We start from the raw sequence: 21584 nt of genomic DNA, 5'->3' as shown, positions 1-21584 counted from the left end.
AATTTGTTTAAAAAATTTATAAGATATAGTTCTCTGTATCTTCAATATTTTAAAAAACATATCAAAGTTATTATGGAATATAAAATTGACTTCTTAATCGGCAGTGCTTCTATAATAATGCAGCAACTAATTGCAATCTTCTTCTTACAGATTATTTTTAGCCATATTGAAAAATTAAATGGCTGGAATTTTTATGAAATGTTATTTATTTATGCTGTAGCTTACCTCGGGAGATCCATTCATCATATATTTTTTGATAATCTATGGACACTAGGTTGGGGGTACATAAAAACCGGAGATTTTGACCGATTATTATTAAGACCAGTTAATCCACTTTTTCAATTAGTTTCAGAAAGAGTTCAGCAAGATGGCTTAGGACAGATTATTGTTGGAGGAATAATTTTATTTATTTCATCGAAGGAAATTGGTCTCCAGTTTAATCTTAGTATAATTCTACTTTTACTATTAATGATTATTTCTAGTGGTATAATCTTTATATCTATTAACTTATTTTTCATTAGTTTTTCCTTCTGGATAGTGGATAGTTTAGCTCTTACTTCATCCGTGTTTCAATTAAATGAGTATGCTCAATATCCAATTAATATTTATAATAAGTACATTACCTTTGTTATAACTTGGATTATTCCATACGGTTTTACAGCTTTCTATCCAGCTTCTTATATAATTGAAGATAAAGGTTTCATACACATCGGAGTATTGACTCCTCTCATAGCTATATTATCTTTTATAGTTGCCTATAGATTTTGGAAGTATGGAATCAGAAATTATACTAGTACTGGAAACTGATAATAAATTAATATACATATTCTCTCATAATTTTTCATAACTGATTGCATAGAAAAATCCAGGTTCTGTTGCAAAGTTTCTTAACATCAAATGAGATGAGAAATTTCTCACTAACTATTATGCAACTATAAATAATTTTTGTAATTCACTGTACGTCGAAAAACAGGAGTCTGGTTTAAAACTCCTGTTTTTCTTATATAAAGCATGAATCGTTTCGATTCCTTTCAAGGTGCGCGAAGCATGGCGAAGACTTTGAAAGCCTGCTGATTTAGCAAAACGTCGTTTTACATGTCTATGGTCTTGTTCTATAAGATTGTTCAAATATTTGATTGTACAATGATTTGTGTGTTTATAAAGACCTTCTTCTTTTAACTTCTTAAATGCACAAAGTAATGCTGGGGCTTTGTCTGTCGTGAGAACCGCTGGTTCTCCAAACGTTTTTCCCAATCTTTTCATACAGGCATAGGCAGCCTGATGATCTCGCTTTTTCCGAAGTTGAATATCCAATGTGTCCCCTTCTTTATCAATCGCACGGCATAGGTAACACCATTTTCCTTTCACTTTTATATAAGTCTCATCTAACTTCCACGACGATTGTACCTTTTTGTTTTCCCTCTTCCAGATTTGATAGATCAAATTCCCACATTCATGAACCCAGCGCATAATGGTTGTAGGGTGCACAGAAACACCACGTTCTTTCAAAATTTCAGAGACATCACTATAGCTTAAAGAAAAACGACAATAATAGCCGACGGCTACCAAAATAATATCCTTCTTGAACTGTTTCCCTTTAAAATATCGCATTTGTGATTCTCCTCGTACCCTTTTTCTAGAATGTAAACTACTTTGCAACGGAACCGAGCGAAGCTTTGCGGATGCCAAAGAACTACATGGCTACCGCTATGCCCGGTTTCGAGGGCTGAAGTCTGTCAAAATGCAAGCTTACCTCACCGCTGCTTGCCAAAACATGAAAAAAATAGCCCTCCATCTAACCAAAAAGGGGTTAATGGAGGGCTATTTATCTAAATTCTATTATTTTATATGGTTTTCTTTCACTAAAATCAAAAAGATTCCAGAGTGTTGGGAACCCCTTTAGGGGTTCCCAACACTCTGAGCATTTTTTCAAAATGTAGTTAAACTACTCTTAATGGATATCTAAATTTCTAATCACCCTACCAATTACTACCACCTTCTTGTTTATTATCTATATCCTGTTTGTACTCTAATTCTTCAATTAACTTAGATAGAATTTCAATTTCTAAATCTTTAATATCTTTAAGCGTTTCTTTAATATTTTCAAGTGTCGATTCATTATATGTTTTGTTAAATTTCATAGTAAGTAGTTTTATACTTTTTGATTTTTTTACTACGTCGTTATATTTAATAGAACAACCATGCTCTTTCTCTACATAACCTTCCTGTTCTAAATATTCTATTCTTTCTAGCATACATAGCTTATGCTCTAAGAGCTTTTGTAAATATCTTAAATCTATAAAAGAAGTCCTTTCTCTTTCGTAATCTAGATATTCGACTAAATAGTTATAACATTCAATTCCAAACACAAGATTTTCCGGTTCAGCTAATGCATTAAATTTCCCGGCAGAATTCTTAGAAAACAAGTACTCTTTTAGAGAATCTATTACAACACTCAATCTAAAATTGTACTTCGTGTTCCTTTCAAATCTATAAAGATAAATTTGATTGCAATCATTTTTTATATTACTAAGATTTTGAAAGCCTTTTCTAAACAAATCATACGGAACCTTAGTTTTTGAAAAAAGCTGTTTTTCATTGTATCCTAATAATGAAAATTCCAAGTCATTTTCATTATAACCAAACACTAATATATCGTGAGATTTATTGTAATTCTTATATGCTGCGCGATGTGGTATAAAATATTCATCCACATTCAAATATACATAATATTCTAAATCAATTGCTTTTTTAATAAAATCTACTATATCTTCATTAAATAACGAATATACTTCCCTATCTAATTTCTGAACTTTTAGCCAGGGAACTAAACTATAATCGAAGAGGTAAAACTTAAAAGGTACTGGAGCTTCTATAAAATCTTTATGGAATGCAAGTTGTATGTAATTACTATGAATCCATGGAAAAGATTCTTTATAATTTGAAATAATTGTTAAGGGAAAGGCCTCAAATTGAAAACATGTTACATTAATTTCAGTATTAATAGGTAATATTTTCTGCATATTAAAAATGCCTCCTACATCTACAAATATTTTAAATTGCACACTTTACGTAAAAAACAATTAAATAATATAATTTTCACATCAAATTATAAATTTTAATTACTATCCCAAACGGAAGAATAACTAACTTTTCTACCAATACAAAACTACTATAGTCAATGATGCATTCATCCCTATATTTTTAAGCTTTCCTAAAAAATTAGAGCTCTAAAAACAAACATCCATAGTTTATCTAAGATTAATTGCAACTAAATCACTACTTATTATATTATTACACACAATTCACATCACGAAAACAATAAATCTAATAAAATACAACACTTTGTTCAAGAGATTTTTTACATCTCTAGATTGTTCGTGAAATCTTATTAGAGATGTTGATTTTATTATACATGTTTCAAATCTCTAATGGTTTCTCCACAGTACATTTGGTTAATTGAATCAATATAATCTTTAGTAACAGTCTTAAAATGTTAACGATATTACTTATCTTATTGATTCGTCTGTTTTTGTCCCATGAAAGAAAATAGATTGATAGGAGCAAACTGGCCAATAAGAAACCGTAGCAAATGATCCAAAATCAAGTTGGTAATGTAGAACCCCCCCTAGCAATCCACCCCTCATTAAGTGTATCCGTTATAATATTTATTGTGTTTTTTCTCTTTTAATGTTGTTTTTTTACATTCTAACTAATTGCACCGTAGGTATGACCTTAATGTAAATTTTAAATTTTAAAATGAGCAACATACATACAACAACATCCAAAATGAAGGGGTAGCTTTGAAATGTCTTTAACTTCTTTCCACAAATATACATCTTTCACACTTCCACAAATTGAACACCCTTCTGGCTCCTCTGCCTTCAATATTTCAATTCCATCTCCAGCCCTAATAGATAATAAATTGTTTAACTTTTGTTGATTTGTTGCTTTAAACAGCGCATAGTGGCAATATAATCGTATCTTATCATTATTACTTGAATTCATTCTACTAGCGTATCCACCATGGGTTTTTTTAAGGAAACCATCTAGCGAAGAGCATTTAATTTCCTCCGTGGTTTCATCTAAAAAACGATTGATCATCTCATCGATGTGTTCCCCTAGCAAATCACCGATAATTAGATGCTTCTTTATTTGATTCTTAAACTCTTCTGTATTATCAAGGTCGAGAAAAGTTAAGTTAAAAATTTCATTACACCTATTTGTTAAATGATTTGGTTCAGTAGTTTCCCAATCAATCCCTAATCCTCTTTTGAATACTTGCTGTTGCTCATATTCGATAACTGCTTCTGCTGCTCTTGTTAAATTCCTCTCTTCAATGCACTTGGAAATATGACTTATGAGTTGGTTACGTTCTGTATCTTTCTTATGTTTATAGTCATTAACAAGCTTTTCCCCATCCGGTGTTAATACATATATAGTCAGATCCTTATGCATTTGATAAATATCCTCTTTTGAAATGCTCTGTAAAAGAGTATCAATAACTTCGACCTTTTTTAATTTAGAATATCCCTTTATACCATTGCTTTTAGCAATTTCTTTTAATGTCTTTATAGTATTGGTCTCAAGCATTTGATACTCATTGGGTTGTGTTAAAAGTCCCATATGAAGGAATTTAGATATTGTGGCATCTATATCCCCTATGTGTTCATACCAATAGTATGGTAAGTTAGTATAATCCTTTTTATTTACGTATTTTAAGAATTCAAGCCGTGCATCATCTAATCGATTACTTGAATTTGGAATATCCTTTTGAAGTTCAATTGTTTGAAGCTCATTCGGTTTATCTGTCTTTGATTTACTACCTTGGAATATTTCTAATATTTTTTTGAACATAAAACCTATCACTCCTTGTACTAATTATGTAACGCTTTGGCTAAGTTACTATTATTAAATTAGAGCTTCGTAATCTTCTTTGAATTTCAAATAAAGTCCTCCAGTTTTACTTGGAGACTTTACAGTTGCTGGTTCCGTTGCAAAGTTTTCTAAGTGAGTTTACGCTCTAGAAAAAAGGTACGAGGAGAATCACAAATGCGATATTTTAAAGGGAAACAGTTCAAGAAGGATATTATTTTGGTAGCCGTCGGCTATTATTGTCGTTTTTCTTTAAGCTATCGTGATGTCTCTGAAATTTTGAAAGAACGTGGTGTTTCTGTGCACCCTACAACCATTATGCGCTGGGTTCATGAATATGGGAATTTGATCTATCAAATCTGGAAGAGGGAAAACAAAAAGGTACAATCGTCGTGGAAGTTAGATGAGACTTATATAAAAGTGAAAGGAAAATGGTGTTACCTATGCTGTGCGATTGATAAAGAAGGAGACACATTGGATATTCAACTTCGGAAAAAGCGAGATCATCAGGCTGCCTATGCCTGTATGAAAAGATTGGTGAAAACGTTTGGAGAACCAGCGGTTCTCACGACAGACAAAGCCCCAGCATTACTTTGTGCATTTAAGAAGTTAAAAGAAGAAGGTCTTTATAAACACACAAATCATTGTACAATCAAATATTTGAACAATCTTATAGAACAAGACCATAGACATGTAAAACGACGTTTTGCTAAATCAGCAGGCTTTCAAAGTCTTCGCCATGCTTCGCGCACCTTGAAAGGAATCGAAACGATTCATGCTTTATATAAGAAAAACAGGAGTTTTAAACCAGACTCCTGTTTTTCGACGTACAGTGAATTACAAAAATTATTTATAGTTGCATAATAGTTAGTGAGAAATTCCTCATCTCATTTGATGTTAAGAAACTTTGCAACGGAACCCTTCTGATTTTCTTAATATTTTTTTCAAATATTCCTTTTTTGATTCTTGATTCATTGCTGTATCTACCTTCAGATTTTTAAATACACATAAATTATACCACATTTTAACATATACTGGATTAGAATTGATTTGAGGCTTCTAATCTACTTCTCTTTTATACTTATTCTAACTAAACATTATTACGTCATCTGAATTATTCACTTTAAATTATTTTGAAATAAATATTATCTCATAGATCCTCATTCACTCTTCATTTTTTTATATCCATTTTATTCTGAATCACTTTTATAATTTCATTATCAGAAAAATAAGCCATTTCTATATAAATTCTTTTCTTTGCCAACTTTAAATCCCCTGATATATAACATGTAATTTCTTTTCCTGATCAAGTTAAAGCACGAATAGAAATTTTAAATATATAAAATAACTTATCTTTTGATAATCTTAATTATATATATGAATATAACATTTCAACTTCCAACCTACTGCCTCTTCTGCCAAAAAAGAGTACTGATAAAATGTTTAATATGAATAATGCAATTCTTATAGATAAGCTAGATGCATAGTTTAATAATGCACATAAATTAGTTTTGCACACCCTGAAACAACTCATTTATATCTTATTTGTATACGTTTTTCACACTTCACTTATTTATGCACACATATTTTTTATAGATAAAGTACCTAAACCTTCTGTTTTCTTCAATACTTTCTCAAGCTCTTCATTCTCTAAATACTTACCGGCCGTTTTCATTAACGTAATGAGTTGTCCTTCTGTATAACGTTTCGGTGGCTGTGTTTTTCCTTCTTTCACTTTCACCTTTACAACTTTTCCTTGTTCACCTTCAGCTACAATTGGAAGAATCGTTTCGTCATCTTTATCGTCTTGGAAAATAACTTTACGCCAACCTTCTTGAATTTGCTGTTTTCCTTTCGAAATGAACGCAGCACGTTCGTCTACAAGAGTTGTAATCGTTGTGTAATCAAAGATTGCTACTTCATAATGCGCCGCAATCAGCCTTCTTACGATCATATCGTAAATTTTCTTTTCATCACCTGATAGTTTGCTTGGATTTGTAACTTGCTCTGTCGGTATAATTGCGTAGTGATCTGTAACTTTCTTTTCATTCACATAACGCTTATTATTCATAATCGATTCAATTGGTGCTGGCAATAAACCTTTATATTCATCAAACTGACTTAACTTCTGTAAAATATCAGGGAACGTCGCTGCTTCTCCTTGTGTAACATAGTTAGAATCCGAACGTGGATAAGAGACTATCCCTTTTTGATATAGTGCTTGCGTGATATCTAGCGTCTTTTTCGGTGAAAATTTAAAGGCTTTATTCGCTGTCGCTTGCAGTGCTGATAAATTAAATAAAAACGGCGGCTGAAACTCTTTACGCTCCGTTTTCATTTCTTTTACTACAGCCGGTTTGTTTTGACAAAACGCTGCAATTTTATTTGCCAAATCAGGGTCATTTAAGCGGGACTCATTATCTTTCTCCCATTTCCCCTCATATTTCTTTCCTTCTATATTAAAGGTTGCGAACACTTCCCAAAACGGCTCTGACTTAAAGTTCTCTATTTCTTTTTCACGCTTTACGATCAATGCCAATGTTGGTGTTTGCACACGACCAGCGGAAAACACATCATTCATTCCCTTTTTCTTTAGCAAAATACTAAAGACACGTGATGCATTCATACCAACAACCCAGTCAGCGCAAGATCTTGTATATGCTTCGTAATACGTATTAATCGTATCTGCTTCATCTAGTAAGTTTTTAAACCCTTGATAAATAGCTTGCTTCGTTAAAGATGAAATCCAAAGACGTTTCATCGGCTTTTGCACATTACAAAGATTAATAATATTTCTTACAATCAGTTCCCCTTCACGCCCAGCATCGCCCGCGTGAATAATTTCTGTTACCTGTGGATTATGTAACAGCTGTTTCACAACGTTAAATTGCTTATACTTTGACTTTGTTACCTCAAATTGAAAACGCTCTGGAATCATCGGCAATGTATTAAGTGACCATTTCTTCCACTCAGCGTGATAATGTTCTGGATTACATAACTGCGTCAAATGACCAATTGCCCATGTACAGTACGCTCCATTTGGAAATAACTCATTTGCTTCTACTTCTAAATACCCATCTTTCCGGCGATATTTAAACTGTGAAACAAGAGCCAAACCTTGATCTGGTTTCTCGGCAATAATTAATTTCATTTTATAACTCCCTATCTGTATTCCAGTGTTACTTTCATTGTCTATATCTTTAGAGGCGATGATAATACAACAATCTTATTTATCATTCGCGGTTTGTCTCACAAATGGGAGACCTATAATATTATACGCTTATTCTTTATAGCTTCACAATAGAAACTCATTATATAACACTTTCTTTCGCATGCTCACAAACAAAAAAGACGCCCCAAAATCGAGCGTCCTTTCCATTCACTACTATTTGCTTTCATATATTCTATAAAATTTAAAATACAACAATTCCTTATGAAGCATCGTCTACTAAGATAACCATCATTATTTAAAAATTATATTGAACTTACCTTTTTTAAATTGTGCAGATAATTTGCAGATATATATTAGCATAAGTACTCTCCATTTGAACATATGATGAAGTGAATGATAGGACAGGGAGGTATCATGATGTTCGCTTATACGTTAACTGCCTTAACACTTTGTTGTATCTCGATTATTATTACATCATATATTTCTAAACGTAAGGGTACCCTAATGGAGTATATGGTATTTATTATGTCTTTTAGTATATGTATCGGTTTAAGTATAGGTTTTTATTTAGGGATTCTCTTCAAAGGAGAATTACTATATTCTACTTTGCTTGCTATTTTGATTAGTGGGTTTATCGGTTTTTTAGTCGGTCTACGTTTTCACCTATATACTGCTTTAGAAGGACTGTTCTCTGGATTAATGGCAAGTATGATGGGAGCTATGATTACAGAGATGTTAAACGCTCAACAAGCCCATAGTATACTGTTCATTAGCCTCTTACTTACCATAACGATAACTATGTCATGTATGATTCAGCTTTTATCAGAAACCTTTTCTACTTATATCCATCGTCGGTTTCTATTATTACTTTCGATCAGCGTAGTAATTGTTCTTACTGTATTCGTAACATTCCCAGACCATATCCCACCGCTCCCCTCCGAACATGAACAACATATACATAAACACTAGCAGCTATAATCGATAATTTTATTTTTTAACAGATGAAAATAAAAAATACTTTTGAATCGTCAGCCCCAAATGAAAAGTGGTTTACGGATGCGACTTACTTATTATTTCGGAGTATTTGTAGATAATAACTATAGTTTAGCTTCTGGCATGGGATCAGGATTAATAATTATACAGAAAACTAATAAATAATAGCTTTGCATTATATAATAAGAGGTCACAGAATTACAATGCTGTGACCTCTCTTTTTCAAATTACTTCATGTCATAATCTTCACCATCAATTATTTTCCTACTTTTCTACACTTAATGAACCTTCTAAATCTACATGATTGATAGTATATTTTTTCATTTCATAGATATTCAATTCTCTTAGCTTGATAAAGTATACAATTCCACCTTGAAATAATAAATTCTTACTTAACTAATATATGTTTTTGGATCCATAGCATTGCTCTTCTGTGCATTCCATTCACCTTTATGGATTTCAAAATGTAAGTGTTGTCCTTCAGATTGTCCTGTATTCCCCATTATGCCAAGTTGTTGTCCTTGCTTCACTTTTTGACCTGCAGAAACAGAACGACTCTTTAAATGAGCGTATACAGTCATATATGTTTGTCCGTTAATATTGTGAGAAATAAACACAACATTACCGTAGCTTGTGGAATAATATGAGCGAGTGACTACACCTTCTGCGGCAACAACAACTGGCACTGTTCCTGAAGCAGCAATATCTAATCCGTGATGCATTTGCCCACCACGTTTCTCAAATCCAGAAGTATATCTTCCTACAGCTGGTTGAATAAAGTCATTCGTTTTAATTTCATTAGTTGTATTTACCTCTTGGGATTGTCGCTGCTCCTCTGCATCAGTCTCACTTGTTTTTGATAGAAATTTACTTGATACATAACCGTTTTTACCGTTGTAATTAATTTTCCCCCATCCATTTTGTTCAAATAGAACTTGTACTTTTATTCCTTTTGATAAAGCACCGATTACACCATGATTTGTACCAGCACCGCTTCTTACATTTAACACGCTTACGTTAACATAGTAGTCACCAACTGTTGCTCCAGTAAATGGATTACTTGTTTCAGGTTTTGATGGTGTACCCCCTTTAACGAATTTTACATATTCACTGCTTACATAACCAGTTCTTCCATTATGATTAATTTTCAACCAGCCATTTTCAACGCCAGTTACTTGCAATGTTTGTCCGTTTAATACACCACCAATTACACTATGGTAAGTAGCAGGACCTGTACGCACACGTAAAGAAGTAGCGTCTACAATGTATGTACCGTCAGTTTGAACCGTAACATTATTTTGTTGTTCATTTGTTTGGCCTACATTTGCATTAGAGCCACTCTTTGAAATGTAATCTTTACTAATATAAGCAGTTTGTCCACTATAGTTAATTTTGACCCAGTCTTGAACTTCACCAGTTACTTGAACAACTTGTCCTTTATGTATAGAGCCTAAAATCGTATGGGAAGTACTTGGACCTGTACGAACGCGGAGGGAGGATACGTTAACTTTGTAATTCCCACTCGCTACTTGAACTTTTCCATTGTTATTATCACTTCCATTTGAGCTATCGTCTATTACAAATTGACTGCTTACATAACCTACTTTTCCATTATGGTTAATTTTCAACCAACCGTTATCTTCTCCAATAACTTGTAAAACTTTCCCTTCATACACGCGCCCCATTATTGCACTAGACGTATTTGGCTGTGTGCAAACACGTAATATATTAGCAGTTACAGTTTTACTACGACTCGTACTTACATTCGTCTTCGCTGATACACCTTTTTCCGAAACAAATTCACCACTTACGTAGCCAATTTTTCCGTTATGATTAATTTTCAGCCAACCGTTATCTTCTCCAATAACTTGTAAAACTTTCCCTTCATACACGCGCCCCATTATTGCACTAGACGTATTTGGCTGTGTGCGAACACGTAGAACATTCGTGTTTACTGTTACTGGATTTTCATATGTTACTGCATCAGTAGATTGCTCATTTTTTTTGTCTTTTGGCATTATAGAAGTTTGCGCTTGAGCATTACCAATAAATGTACTTCCTGCAACAGAAACTACTGCCACACTAGCTAAAATTCTTTTCATAGGTATTAAACACCTTCCCATAAATACATTTAAGTATCATCATATCTTTAGTTTATTATTTTTTATATCAAATGCTTTTCTACTCATGTTGTACTCTTCTTTTCTATCAACCTCTATTTCTAGATATTCAACGGAGGTATTATTCCATTCTTTCGTAACGAAGAAGGCAATTAAGAAAAAAGGAATCGTAAATCCCAGTTTGTAAACTGTAATGTAAATAAATACTTGATCTGGATTCGTTGCACCAAGCATTAATAATGCTGTCAAAATTGGACCGATGCACGGTGAGACCAATGAAAGCATCCCCGTTCCTAGTACAATCCATATCTTTTAATCTGCTGCATTCATTTTGCTTCTTTTCACAGAACACTACACTGTGTAGTTTAAATTCTCAAAAAAAAGCTACAAACACTCACCCATAATTAATACTGCAAAAATAAAAAATAGCCCTGCTGTTTCATTAACTTTTCATATGTATAACTGAATATTCCATGTAACAGAAGATGGATCTACAATCTGCTGCACCCGTAAGTTAATCGCTGTTTTCGTAAAAGATACGGTTACAAGCTCATTTGAAGCTTTTTCCATCCCAATAAAATTAAGCAAAGCACTTCAAAATCCAAAAGATGAATTCATATTATGTACTGATCAGCTAACGATTCTTGAAATGTGCTATAACGTCGTAGCATTAATTTTTACTGCTCTTCTTTAATTATGACACCTTCTAAATACCAAATATTTACTATGTTTTTTTCAAACGGTTAAAAACAGTAATTTAGGCCCTCTTCATTTAACTTATAATTTTACTTGAACATACCCATCCTCCCTTCACACTACGGATTGTAGTATAAAATAAAAGAAAGGTCAAATATAAGTATCTATCCTTTTTGAACTACAATACATTAAATTTATCACTGTAATTTTCTCAACTTCTAATCAAAAACGAGTATGCTTTTTAAAATATCTAAATAGCAAAAATCCCATTTTTAATCTTGTAAACTCTTACTACACGGTATTTCTCTCTCTTATTGTCTAAACTTTTATAAAAATAATATTCCCAATTCACAACATTACATATAAAAGCAGCTATCCATAAGATAACTGCTTTATTTTATTATAAACTACTTGAATTTTACTTTATTCTGGCTTATTAGGAATGTTAGGGTTTGGAACATAATCAGATTTGTAATCTGTATATTTTACTTCTGTTACCATCCCCGCTGAAGCATGGTGTAAATCATGACAGTGGAACATCCAATCACCCGGATTGTCTGCTACAAAGGCTACTTCATATTCTTCTCCTGGTTTTAAGTTCAAAGTGTCTTTAACAATTGGAGAACCTTCTACCGGTTTTCCGTCTTTACTTAACACCTGGAAGAAATGACCGTGTAAATGCATCGGATGATCGTCCGCTTTAGAGCGATTTACTAATTTTACTCTTACTAAATCACCCTTTTTCACTGGAATTGGATCAATATCCGGAAATATTTTTCCGTTAATTGTATATACCATTTCCTTTCCATTCATTTGCGTATTCAAGTCCATATTATATGTGGCAGTATACTGCTGGTCTAACGTGAAACTACCTAATTTTTTCGCACCATATTTCGTCATATCTAATTTTGGTAGTTTTTCTTTTTCGTTTGCTTTATCTTTCATCTCTTTACTACCTTCATATTCAATAACAGCTTTCATTCCTTTTGCACCCTTATTTTTCGAATGGTCTTCAACGTACCATCTCCCAGGATTGTTAGCTGTAAATTCAACATCATAACGTTCACCCGGTGCAATTGAAATTACTTTGTCTTTTATAACTTTTGGATCATTAATTGGTTGACCATCTGTTGCAATTACTTTTAAATCATGACCGTGAACGTGTATATCATGTGATAGATAACCCGCATTAACGAGTCGAAGACGAACTTTATCCCCCTTATTCACTTTTAATGGCTCTACTAAATCTCCGCTTTTACCATTGATTGTGAATATGTCATACATACTCATATCATGACCTTCCATCTTCATATTTCCATGGTCCATTCCTGCCATATTGCCGGCATCTTTTTTATCACTGCCCATATCCATACCGGAATGATCCATGCCTTTCATATCATCATTCTTTTTCGTATTTTCATTATCCTTACTAGATTTATTACCGTCTGCTTTTTCTGTTTTCCCTTTTGTCATTTCTTTTAACTGCTTATTAATTTCTTCTTTATCTGTTACCCATTCATCTAACATTAATGTGTAATCTTTATCATACTTTTCACTTGTATCCTCTACAATAAGAGCACCATACAAACCTCTATCTAGTTGATTTACAGAATCTTGATGTGAATGATACCAATACGTTCCTGGTACGTTCGCTTCAAATTCATAGGTGAAACTTTTTCCTGATTCAACCGCATCTTGTGTCACACCCGGAATTCCATCCATGTTATTTGGGACTGGATATCCATGCCAATGAATAGATACTGGTGCAGATAATTCATTTTTTAATGTCACTTTAACCTTTTCACCTTTTTTCACCCTGATTTCTGGTCCAGGAGATGAACCATTAAATGTCCAGACCGGAACAATAACACCGCTACTTAGCTTTTGCTTTTCTTCTTTCGCTACTAAAGTAACTTCTGGTCCTTTTATAACTTTCAATGGTTTTGTAGCAGTTTCAGTCTGTTCTGCTTTTTTATCATTCATATTTTTATGATCATTTGTTGTATTTGTGGTCGCAGAACATGCAGCAATTAAAGATATTACGGAGATTGTAACTGCTGTTAATACAAATCTCTTCATGGAAAATCCCTCCTTTTTCTTTTTCAAGATTATTATAGAAGACAATTTTCAAGAAAATATGGAGATATAAAATGAGCAAAATAAAAAGACGCCCAAAATTGAGCGTCTCTTCTAATTATTATTTCGTAACAACTTCATCTTCTTTTACATTTACATTATTTTCACTCATAAATTCTTCAATCTCTTCAACTTCTCTAATGATATCTTTTGACAAGTTTTCATAGCCATCTTTTGTTACAAGAATATCATCTTCAATACGAATTCCAATTGATTCTTCTTCAATATATAGACCAGGTTCAATTGTTATAACCATACCTTCTTCTAATACTCTATCTTTGTATGTTCCTACATCGTGAGTATCTAAACCAAGGAAATGGCTGACACCATGATAGTAATATTTAGATAGTTCCTCGTCTTCTTGAATTAAACCAATTGCTTTACACTCTTCTGCTAGTACTTTTTTTGTATGCTCATTTAATGCAGCAAACTTTACTCCTGGCTTAATAATCTCAGTTGTTTCTTTCAATGCTTTTAACACGATATTATATATTTGTTTTTGGCGACTAGAGAATGTTCCACTCGCTGGGAATGTGTAACTAATATCAGCGTTGTAGTAATCTTTCTGAGCACCTAAATCGAGCAGTACTAAATCACCATTTTGAATTTGTGCATCATTATCTTCATAATGAAGGACTGTAGCATTTTTACCGCTCGCTAAAATTGTATTAAACGCATGATGTTTAATTCCAGATGATTTAAGCGTAAAATCAAAATGAGCTTCTAATTCATATTCCATCGCATCTGCTTTTGCATGCTTCAGCACGTTATAAATACCCTCTTTAGTTACAGCAATCGCTTCTTTAATGATTTCAATTTCTTCTTCTGTTTTAAACACTCGTAATTCACAAACGATCGGGTATACGTTACCAATTGTTATGTGTGGGTACTGTTCTCTTACATGTTTAGCAAACGCTAACGTTTTCGTCTCAGTACCCTTCCACTCACGACGCTCTAAATCTAAATACAGATGCTTCACATTTTCTGTGAAAAGTGTATTTGCCATTGTCTTCTCAAAGCTTTCTATATATACAACTTTTTTTATGCCTGAAATTTGTTCTGCATCTTCTTTAGAAACTGTTTTACCGTCCCATTTTTCCGTTACTGGATCTGATTTTTCAATGAAAAGAGTTTCTTCCACACTATTTCCAAACTTTTTCAACATGAAAATAACATTTGGCTCATCGATTCCCGTTAAATAGTAAAAATTTCGATTCGGCACAAATTTATAATGTGCATCGGCTGACATATGAGGTGCTTGCCCAGCAAATAAAATAGTAATAGATTCATCCGGTAATGTGTTTACTAATCGTTCTCTATTTTGAGCAAAAAATGTTGATTTCATAATAATCCCCCTAGCGTTCTATGTATAATTTTGAAACTGATTATCCAATATAATTCATTCTATTATTGTTATAATTTTTCGTCAATTAATAGTACTCATAGAGAAAAGAAAATTTTCATTACTAGGGCCCCTTCCACTCTAAATTATGCATACCACTCCACAATTTCTTGACATTTATTCCATATACTTAAAATCTCATATATAGAAAGGAGTCTACAAAAGTGAAACATTATGTAGCAACAGGGTTAGCAATTACTTCTTTATTAATAATTACAGGATGTTCTAGCAATGCTGAAACAGCACCAGCTAAAAAAGAAACCGTGCAATCTCAACCCAAAAATACAGAAACAGCAAATACGATTCCGCAAAACTTCTATAAAGAAATTACATCTGGAAAAATCGAGCACATTCATGGAATTGGCTATGCAGGAAATATGCCTGGGATTTCTATCGCCACGCACAGTGGTATAAAAGTTTATCAAGATGGCAAATGGTTTGAAACTACTACACAGTTACACGATTATATGGGCTTTCAGGCAACAAAAAATGGATTTTTTGCTAGCGGGCATCCTGAACCAGGAGCAAACTTAAAAAACCCTTTAGGATTAATGAAAAGTTCTGATGGCGGTAATACCCTTGAAAAGCTAGCGTTTTATGGAGAATCTGATTTTCATAACCTTGCTGTCGGATATAATACGGAAGCAATTTATTTATACAATGAGCATCCTAATTCTAAATTAGAACAAGGTTTTTATTTCAGTACGGACAACGGACAAGAATGGAAAAATAGTAAGTTAAACGGTCTTTCAAGTACAATCCATTCCTTTTCAGCACATCCAGATCAATCTAGTGTAGTCGCGGTAAGTGCTAAAGACGGTGTATATTCGTCTACAGATTACGGGAATACTTTTAAATTATTCTCTAAATCTCTTGAATCGACAGCAGTTACATTTAGCGATGAAGATGTCATTTATGCCCCTATTAATAAGGAAAACAAACAAATGATAACGAAGAAATCAATTGCTACAAATAAAGAAACAAACTTACAAATTCCATCTTTAGATTCTAAAGATACAATTATGTACATATCACAAAACCCTCAAAATTCAGCTGAAATAGTATTTGCTACAATGAAAGCAAATGTGTTCCTTTCTCCAGATGAGGGGAAAACTTGGAAGCAGATTACTAAAGAGGGAACATTCCAATTTAATTAGAAAGGTGAATATAACGTGTTTTCAACAATTAGCGAGTGGAGTTATCAACTCATGTCTCCTTTAATGGATGTCGCGAATGCTACGAAATCAGTACCTCTATTATTTGCGTTTTTATTAGGCGTAGTAGGTACCCTGGCTCCTTGCCAATTAACAGGAAACATTAGCGCTATTACACTTTATGGGAATCAATCTTTACAAAAGGGACATGCATGGAAACATATATTGTTATTCATTTTAGGAAAAATAGTAGCTTTTACGACACTTGGACTATTTGTATGGTTCTTAGGAAAAGAGATTCAGCAAATATTAACTTTGTATTTCCCATGGTTACGAAAAATAATTGGACCTTTATTAATTTTAATGGGGTTAATGTTGGCAGGTATTATAAAAGGAAGAAGTTTCTTCTCGATCAAATTTATACGAAAACAAAATGAGGTTGGCTCATTTTTACTTGGATTCTTTTTTTCCTTAGCCTTCTGTCCGACTATGTTCGTTCTATTTTTCGGAACGTTAATCCCTTTATCTTTCTCATCTAATTATGGATACTTGTTTCCGACATTCTTTTCGATAGGAACTGCTCTACCTATCGTTGTACTAATGTTCATCATCTCCTATCTTGGATTAAATGGGACTTTACTGAAAAAGAGCCGAAAAATAGGAAAAAACATTCAACTTATAGCAGGGGTACTACTCATTTTAATTGGACTTTATGATATATCCTTATATTGGGTATAAATAAAAAAGGTAAGCTCAAGTGACTTGAACTTACCTTTTTTGCAAATTATTTTTAACTCTTCTGCATCCCCCTCTGCTTCATCTCCCATTTTTTATACAGTAGTACTGCCCCAAATAAGAATACCCCCGCAATGAATGAGCCTACAGGTAACATTTTTATCATTTCATCAGGAAATACGAGCGGCAATAACGGAAATGCATATGCTGCTGGAATACGTACTCCAACGATTTTTAATAAAATTAGCATTAATATCATATTTAATAAAGTGACTACAATCCATGAATCAATTGCAAAATACAATAAAGTTCCAACAGTTGCTGATGTAGTTAATACTAATATTTGTTTAAATGCCATTTTTTCATTGTACATCGGTTTTTGAAGTGATTCATACACTACGACTAGAATTGGCGGAATAACCGCTAATTGTTCATAACCAGTTATCCAACATAAACTGATCCATACAAAATTTAAAAATAGAAATACAACCATATATTTATATTGGATTTTAACTTTTCTCTCAATACCGTTATTCAATTTAAAAATAAGAACACCAATCATTAAAATAAATGTCAAAACGAAGACTGAGATAACAAATGACCATTCCGTCGCATTTGTTACTAATGGTAATAAACCTGTCGCAATAGATGGTGCTAAATTGGATTGAATAACACGTAAAAACAACATCATTAATATAAGTGTTAAGCTAACTTTTCCCATATAGGAAATATCCATTTGATTCACTGCAAAACCAATAACAGCTGTTATTGACGGCGCAATAAAGATTTTTTCTGGTTGTCTTAGCCATCCCGGCTCACGGTATGCCCATAAAGCTATTGCCATCGCAGCTATTTCCGGCAAAATTACTTCTGGATCATTTAATAACACACCTGCTATTACCATAGCTAAAATAAATAAAATAGCAATCGTATATGAGATGATTGTTTCTTTCTTTGAAATTACTGCATTCATTATTACATACTCCTTTTTGCTTATTACTCTCATAAAGTAAAATAATAACTTTATATACCCTACTTAGGTATTGTATATTAACATCTTCCCTATTTCAAGTATTTGTAGTTTTTTCATTCTTTATCACCCCACACACTTACAAAACAAGGAATGTTTATAGGCATTGACACTTATTAAAAGATAAGTTAAAATAACTATACATTAGTAAGTAACTAATGTAATTAAATTTCACTAGAGGTGAAAACAAATGAAAAACATTTTATTTCGTATTAACGAATTATCAAAAAAAGAAAAAGCATCTGGATTAACGGTTGATGAAAAACAAGAACAACAAATGTTGCGTCAAAACTATACAAAAACATTTCGTGGAAGCTTAGATTCCATTTTATTAAACACAAAAATCGTTGATCAAAATGGTCTTAACGTTACACCAGTTGCATTACAAGATGCTCAAGATCGTTTGAAATTTAGTAAATGAGCTCCGCGCTAAAGAATTTCAATAAAACATAAAAAGAGCTGGATTTCCTATATAGAAATTCCAGCTCTTTTTATTGTCTTTTCTAATTTAGTAAATGAGCGATACATCGCAATTCTCCACGATACAATCATCGCAAATGCAAGTAAGAAAAACATCCCGCTTAATTGCGCCAAATCAATCGATTGACTTAAATATGATTTAAGTCCTACTCGTACAGCTAATAATCCAACTAAAATAAATATGAACGCTTTTGACGGTTTCATATATATATCTTCGCCTCTTATTTCAAACTTCGATGTTTTAATAAGAAATATAGAGAAAATAAGTCCTATACTAATTGCCTCTACTATTTCTAAAGATGTTAATCGAAACTCTGGTAAGAAGTACATCATTGCACCCGTACTCATAAAAATTGGTGGTAATATAATTTTCTTTTTCACTACCGGTTTTTTCGCTGACTTAAAGCGAAGAAACATTACACCAACAGCCATACAAACCGCTACTATACTTGATAAAAGTGCTAAACTCATACTCTCCACCCCTATCTATTTAAATGACTTTTTGAGCAAAATCATAAACCAAACGAGCCCAATACTTATAATGACATGACCTAATCCAGCCATATGGCTTAAACCATTAAAGTCAGTTCCGTTTACTTGTAGAAGACCTCTAAATACCATTGTAGCAATAGTAAAAATTAATCCTACATTATAAAAAACAAACCACGCACGAAAACTTTTTGTTTCATGGACATTAAATACTTTAAATAGAGCTAAAGCGATCAAAAAGAATACGAAGCCGAGCACTAATACGTGTGTATGCACTAATTGCAACATAGTGGATCCTTTAATTCCTTGCGCTTTCGTATACTCTCTAGCAAATACACCTGATAATAAACCAATAATTAAGTAAATGAATGCTGCATTATATAATTTCTTCATCATATTCCTCCTGCTGTAAACTTTCCATATTCGATGCAATCATTTTACGCAAAGTTTATGAACGGAATATGAACGGAATATTACATTCTATTTTTGAAAATAAAAAAGCCATTCCACAACTATTCATTGTGGAATGGCCTTTTAACTTATTTTAAATCTTCAATTGAGAAAGCACCTGGCAGTAACTGTTCCACAGTCACTTCTTTTTCATCACCTTTTACATTCGTTAGTAATACAGGCATTTTCGGATCACAAAATTCAGCAATAACTTGTCTACAAGCACCACATGGTGAAATAGGTCCGTCAGTTTCTCCTGTAATGACTAAGTAACTAAAGTCGCGCTCACCTTCTGATACTGCTTTAAAGATCGCTGTTCTTTCTGCACAGTTACATAAACCGTAAGAAGCGTTTTCTATATTACAACCAGTATAGATTTTACCTTCTTTCGTAACTAATGCTGCACCAACAGGAAATTTAGAATACGGAATATACGCTTTCGATAACATCTTATTTGCTTCTTCGATATATTTTTTCTTATCCATATTATTTCCTCCTCAAAGTAAATTTAATGATGATTAGTCAGTAATAACTGTATGCACTAATTTAGGAGCCACTGCTGTTTCAGCGATAGAAATGTTTTCATAAATTTTAGCTTTTACATCTTCTACATTTTCACGATTTGCATAGATTGTTACGAACGGCTCGCCTTCTTTTACTGCATCGCCAACTTTTTTACGTAACATTAATCCTACCGCTAAATCGATTTCATCTTCTTTTGTCGCACGACCTGCACCTAATAACATAGCTGCGATACCGATTTCATCTGCAACAATGTTTGAAATCACACCTGAAGTTTTTGCAGGTACATCAATTACATACTTCGCTTGTGGCATTTTTTCTGGATTGTCTACAATCGAGCTGTCTCCGCCTTGGTTGCTTAAGAACTCTTTAAATTTCTCAGTTGCTTTTCCATTTTTCATAACTTCAATTAGCATTTCACGAGCTTCTTCTAATGTATTTGCTTTTTTCGCAAGTACGACCATTTGGCTTCCTAATACAAGTACTAATTCTGTTAAATCTTCTGGACCTTCGCCTTTTAAAGTATCAATTGCTTCCTTCACTTCTAGAGCGTTACCAATCGCAAAACCAAGAGGTTGTGACATATCTGAAATTACTGCCATCGTTTGACGTCCAACATTATTTCCGATACGTACCATTGCATGAGCTAATTCTTTTGCATCTTCTTCGGTTTTCATAAATGCACCAGCACCTGTTTTTACATCAAGTACGATTGCATCAGCACCAGCTGCAATTTTTTTACTCATAATTGAACTTGCAATTAGAGGAATTGAATTTACTGTTCCTGTTACATCACGTAATGCATAAATCTTTTTATCAGCAGGTGTTAAGTTTCCTGTTTGTCCGATAACAGCCACTTTGTCACGGTTTACAATATCAATGAACTGTTCTTTCGTAATTTCAACGTGGAATCCTTCTACCGCTTCTAATTTATCAATTGTCCCGCCCGTATGTCCTAAACCACGACCAGACATTTTTGCTACTGGTACATCTAAAGCAGCAACTAATGGTCCTAATACTAATGTTGTTGTATCACCAACACCGCCAGTTGAATGCTTATCTACTTTAATGCCTTTAATTGCTGATAAGTCGATTGTTTCTCCAGACTCAACCATTGCCATCGTTAAATCTGCACGTTCACGATCCGTCATATCTTTAAAGAAAATTGCCATTGCAAGTGCACTCGCTTGATAATCAGGAATACTTCCATCTGTATATCCATTAATAAAGAATTTGATTTCTTCAGTCGTTAATTCTTTTCCATCACGTTTTTTCGCAATAATATCTACCATTCTCATTGTAATCACCATTCCTTTTTATATTATATGAA

19 protein-coding genes and 2 pseudogenes are annotated in these 21584 nt (G+C 33.1%); 7 read left to right on the top strand and 14 right to left on the bottom strand.

Annotated elements, in window-relative coordinates:
* Positions 1-3: 3 nt before the first annotated feature.
* Complete coding sequence (locus B5P42_RS23175; RefSeq protein WP_258397524.1) at positions 4-807, top strand: ABC transporter permease; 804 nt, start codon at positions 4-6, stop codon at positions 805-807.
* Between the two features lie 117 nt (positions 808-924).
* On the opposite strand, the gene B5P42_RS23170 is transcribed toward B5P42_RS23175, so the two are convergent.
* A complete protein-coding gene (locus B5P42_RS23170) occupies positions 925-1611 on the bottom strand; it encodes an IS6 family transposase (RefSeq protein WP_113735354.1) in 687 nt (228 codons plus the stop codon).
* A 55-nt stretch (positions 1612-1666) separates the two neighbouring features.
* Here B5P42_RS23170 and B5P42_RS32900 point away from each other — a divergent pair.
* Positions 1667-1903: pseudogene (locus tag B5P42_RS32900) on the top strand (transposase); the annotation flags it as partial.
* A 76-nt stretch (positions 1904-1979) separates the two neighbouring features.
* Here the strand turns inward: B5P42_RS32900 and B5P42_RS23160 are convergent.
* Positions 1980-3023 carry a hypothetical protein gene (locus B5P42_RS23160; protein ID WP_113735353.1) on the bottom strand — a complete coding sequence of 348 codons (1044 nt, stop codon included), beginning with the start codon at positions 3021-3023 and terminating at the stop codon, positions 1980-1982.
* A 724-nt stretch (positions 3024-3747) separates the two neighbouring features.
* On the bottom strand, positions 3748-4857 hold the full coding sequence (locus B5P42_RS23155; protein WP_113735352.1) for a Rho termination factor N-terminal domain-containing protein: 1110 nt from the start codon (positions 4855-4857) through the stop codon (positions 3748-3750).
* 195 nt (positions 4858-5052) lie between these two features.
* On the opposite strand from B5P42_RS23155, the gene B5P42_RS23150 reads away from it, so the two are divergent.
* Positions 5053-5739, top strand: coding sequence for an IS6 family transposase (locus B5P42_RS23150; protein WP_113735351.1), 687 nt, complete (start codon positions 5053-5055; stop codon positions 5737-5739).
* Between the two features lie 736 nt (positions 5740-6475).
* Here the strand turns inward: B5P42_RS23150 and topB are convergent.
* Positions 6476-8026 (bottom strand): annotated as a pseudogene (gene topB, locus B5P42_RS23145) (DNA topoisomerase III); the annotation flags it as partial.
* Between the two features lie 414 nt (positions 8027-8440).
* On the opposite strand from topB, the gene B5P42_RS23135 reads away from it, so the two are divergent.
* Entirely contained in the window at positions 8441-9016 is a 576-nt protein-coding gene (locus B5P42_RS23135) for a hypothetical protein (protein WP_113735350.1), read from the top strand.
* Between the two features lie 416 nt (positions 9017-9432).
* On the opposite strand, the gene B5P42_RS23130 is transcribed toward B5P42_RS23135, so the two are convergent.
* From B5P42_RS23130 to B5P42_RS23115, 5 genes are all read right to left on the bottom strand, one after another.
* Positions 9433-11142: an SH3 domain-containing protein gene (locus tag B5P42_RS23130; RefSeq protein ID WP_113735349.1), complete on the bottom strand. Its 1710-nt coding sequence runs from the start codon at positions 11140-11142 to the stop codon at positions 9433-9435.
* 39 nt (positions 11143-11181) lie between these two features.
* Entirely contained in the window at positions 11182-11436 is a 255-nt protein-coding gene (locus B5P42_RS33435; RefSeq protein ID WP_370445724.1) for a cytochrome c biogenesis CcdA family protein, read from the bottom strand.
* A gap of 174 nt (positions 11437-11610) precedes the next feature.
* Positions 11611-11748, bottom strand: a complete 138-nt coding sequence (locus B5P42_RS32110) for a hypothetical protein (protein ID WP_181458822.1) — start codon at positions 11746-11748, stop codon at positions 11611-11613.
* 531 nt (positions 11749-12279) lie between these two features.
* Complete coding sequence (locus tag B5P42_RS23120; protein WP_113735348.1) at positions 12280-13935, bottom strand: multicopper oxidase family protein; 1656 nt, start codon at positions 13933-13935, stop codon at positions 12280-12282.
* Between the two features lie 118 nt (positions 13936-14053).
* Positions 14054-15337 (bottom strand): aminopeptidase P family protein, encoded by a 1284-nt coding sequence (locus B5P42_RS23115; RefSeq protein WP_113735347.1) that lies wholly within the window; start codon positions 15335-15337, stop codon positions 14054-14056.
* A gap of 221 nt (positions 15338-15558) precedes the next feature.
* Here B5P42_RS23115 and B5P42_RS23110 point away from each other — a divergent pair, with 221 nt between their 5' ends.
* Positions 15559-16551, top strand: a complete 993-nt coding sequence (locus tag B5P42_RS23110; RefSeq protein ID WP_113735346.1) for a F510_1955 family glycosylhydrolase — start codon at positions 15559-15561, stop codon at positions 16549-16551.
* Positions 16552-16566: 15 nt separating this feature from the next.
* Entirely contained in the window at positions 16567-17286 is a 720-nt protein-coding gene (locus tag B5P42_RS23105) for an urease accessory protein UreH domain-containing protein (RefSeq protein ID WP_220089401.1), read from the top strand.
* 52 nt (positions 17287-17338) lie between these two features.
* Here the strand turns inward: B5P42_RS23105 and B5P42_RS23100 are convergent, their stop codons facing one another.
* Positions 17339-18256, bottom strand: coding sequence for an HPP family protein (locus tag B5P42_RS23100; protein WP_107887681.1), 918 nt, complete (start codon positions 18254-18256; stop codon positions 17339-17341).
* A 247-nt stretch (positions 18257-18503) separates the two neighbouring features.
* Here B5P42_RS23100 and B5P42_RS23095 point away from each other — a divergent pair, with 247 nt between their 5' ends.
* A complete protein-coding gene (locus B5P42_RS23095) occupies positions 18504-18734 on the top strand; it encodes a DUF896 domain-containing protein (protein ID WP_044440515.1) in 231 nt (76 codons plus the stop codon).
* A 47-nt stretch (positions 18735-18781) separates the two neighbouring features.
* Here the strand turns inward: B5P42_RS23095 and B5P42_RS23090 are convergent, their stop codons facing one another.
* From B5P42_RS23090 to B5P42_RS23075, 4 genes are all read right to left on the bottom strand, one after another.
* Entirely contained in the window at positions 18782-19264 is a 483-nt protein-coding gene (locus B5P42_RS23090) for a CcdC family protein (protein ID WP_113735344.1), read from the bottom strand.
* Positions 19265-19279: 15 nt separating this feature from the next.
* Positions 19280-19675: a DUF2871 domain-containing protein gene (locus tag B5P42_RS23085; RefSeq protein WP_044440511.1), complete on the bottom strand. Its 396-nt coding sequence runs from the start codon at positions 19673-19675 to the stop codon at positions 19280-19282.
* A gap of 146 nt (positions 19676-19821) precedes the next feature.
* Positions 19822-20217, bottom strand: a complete 396-nt coding sequence (locus B5P42_RS23080) for a cytidine deaminase (protein WP_000358532.1) — start codon at positions 20215-20217, stop codon at positions 19822-19824.
* A gap of 33 nt (positions 20218-20250) precedes the next feature.
* Positions 20251-21552, bottom strand: a complete 1302-nt coding sequence (locus tag B5P42_RS23075; RefSeq protein WP_113735343.1) for a pyrimidine-nucleoside phosphorylase — start codon at positions 21550-21552, stop codon at positions 20251-20253.
* Between the last annotated feature and the right edge of the window lie 32 nt (positions 21553-21584).

The organism is Bacillus sp. SRB_331 (assembly GCF_003264175.1).
GTDB classification, from domain to species: domain Bacteria; phylum Bacillota; class Bacilli; order Bacillales; family Bacillaceae_G; genus Bacillus_A; species Bacillus_A mycoides.
This window is presented reverse-complemented; position numbering and strand designations above follow the sequence as displayed.

Excerpts from the sequence above, each read along its gene's own strand:
- B5P42_RS23170 (WP_113735354.1), bottom strand. The coding sequence starts at position 1,611 with ATGCGATATTTTAAAGGGAAACAGTTCAAGAAGGATATTATTTTGGTA.
- B5P42_RS23160 (WP_113735353.1), bottom strand. The coding sequence starts at position 3,023 with ATGCAGAAAATATTACCTATTAATACTGAAATTAATGTAACATGTTTT.
- B5P42_RS23155 (WP_113735352.1), bottom strand. The coding sequence starts at position 4,857 with ATGTTCAAAAAAATATTAGAAATATTCCAAGGTAGTAAATCAAAGACA.
- B5P42_RS23150 (WP_113735351.1), top strand. The coding sequence starts at position 5,053 with ATGCGATATTTTAAAGGGAAACAGTTCAAGAAGGATATTATTTTGGTA.
- B5P42_RS23135 (WP_113735350.1), top strand. The coding sequence starts at position 8,441 with ATGATAGGACAGGGAGGTATCATGATGTTCGCTTATACGTTAACTGCC.
- B5P42_RS23130 (WP_113735349.1), bottom strand. The coding sequence starts at position 11,142 with ATGAAAAGAATTTTAGCTAGTGTGGCAGTAGTTTCTGTTGCAGGAAGT.
- B5P42_RS23120 (WP_113735348.1), bottom strand. The coding sequence starts at position 13,935 with ATGAAGAGATTTGTATTAACAGCAGTTACAATCTCCGTAATATCTTTA.
- B5P42_RS23115 (WP_113735347.1), bottom strand. The coding sequence starts at position 15,337 with ATGAAATCAACATTTTTTGCTCAAAATAGAGAACGATTAGTAAACACA.
- B5P42_RS23100 (WP_107887681.1), bottom strand. The coding sequence starts at position 18,256 with ATGAATGCAGTAATTTCAAAGAAAGAAACAATCATCTCATATACGATT.
- B5P42_RS23095 (WP_044440515.1), top strand. The coding sequence starts at position 18,504 with ATGAAAAACATTTTATTTCGTATTAACGAATTATCAAAAAAAGAAAAA.
- B5P42_RS23090 (WP_113735344.1), bottom strand. The coding sequence starts at position 19,264 with ATGAGTTTAGCACTTTTATCAAGTATAGTAGCGGTTTGTATGGCTGTT.
- B5P42_RS23085 (WP_044440511.1), bottom strand. The coding sequence starts at position 19,675 with ATGAAGAAATTATATAATGCAGCATTCATTTACTTAATTATTGGTTTA.
- B5P42_RS23080 (WP_000358532.1), bottom strand. The coding sequence starts at position 20,217 with ATGGATAAGAAAAAATATATCGAAGAAGCAAATAAGATGTTATCGAAA.
- B5P42_RS23075 (WP_113735343.1), bottom strand. The coding sequence starts at position 21,552 with ATGAGAATGGTAGATATTATTGCGAAAAAACGTGATGGAAAAGAATTA.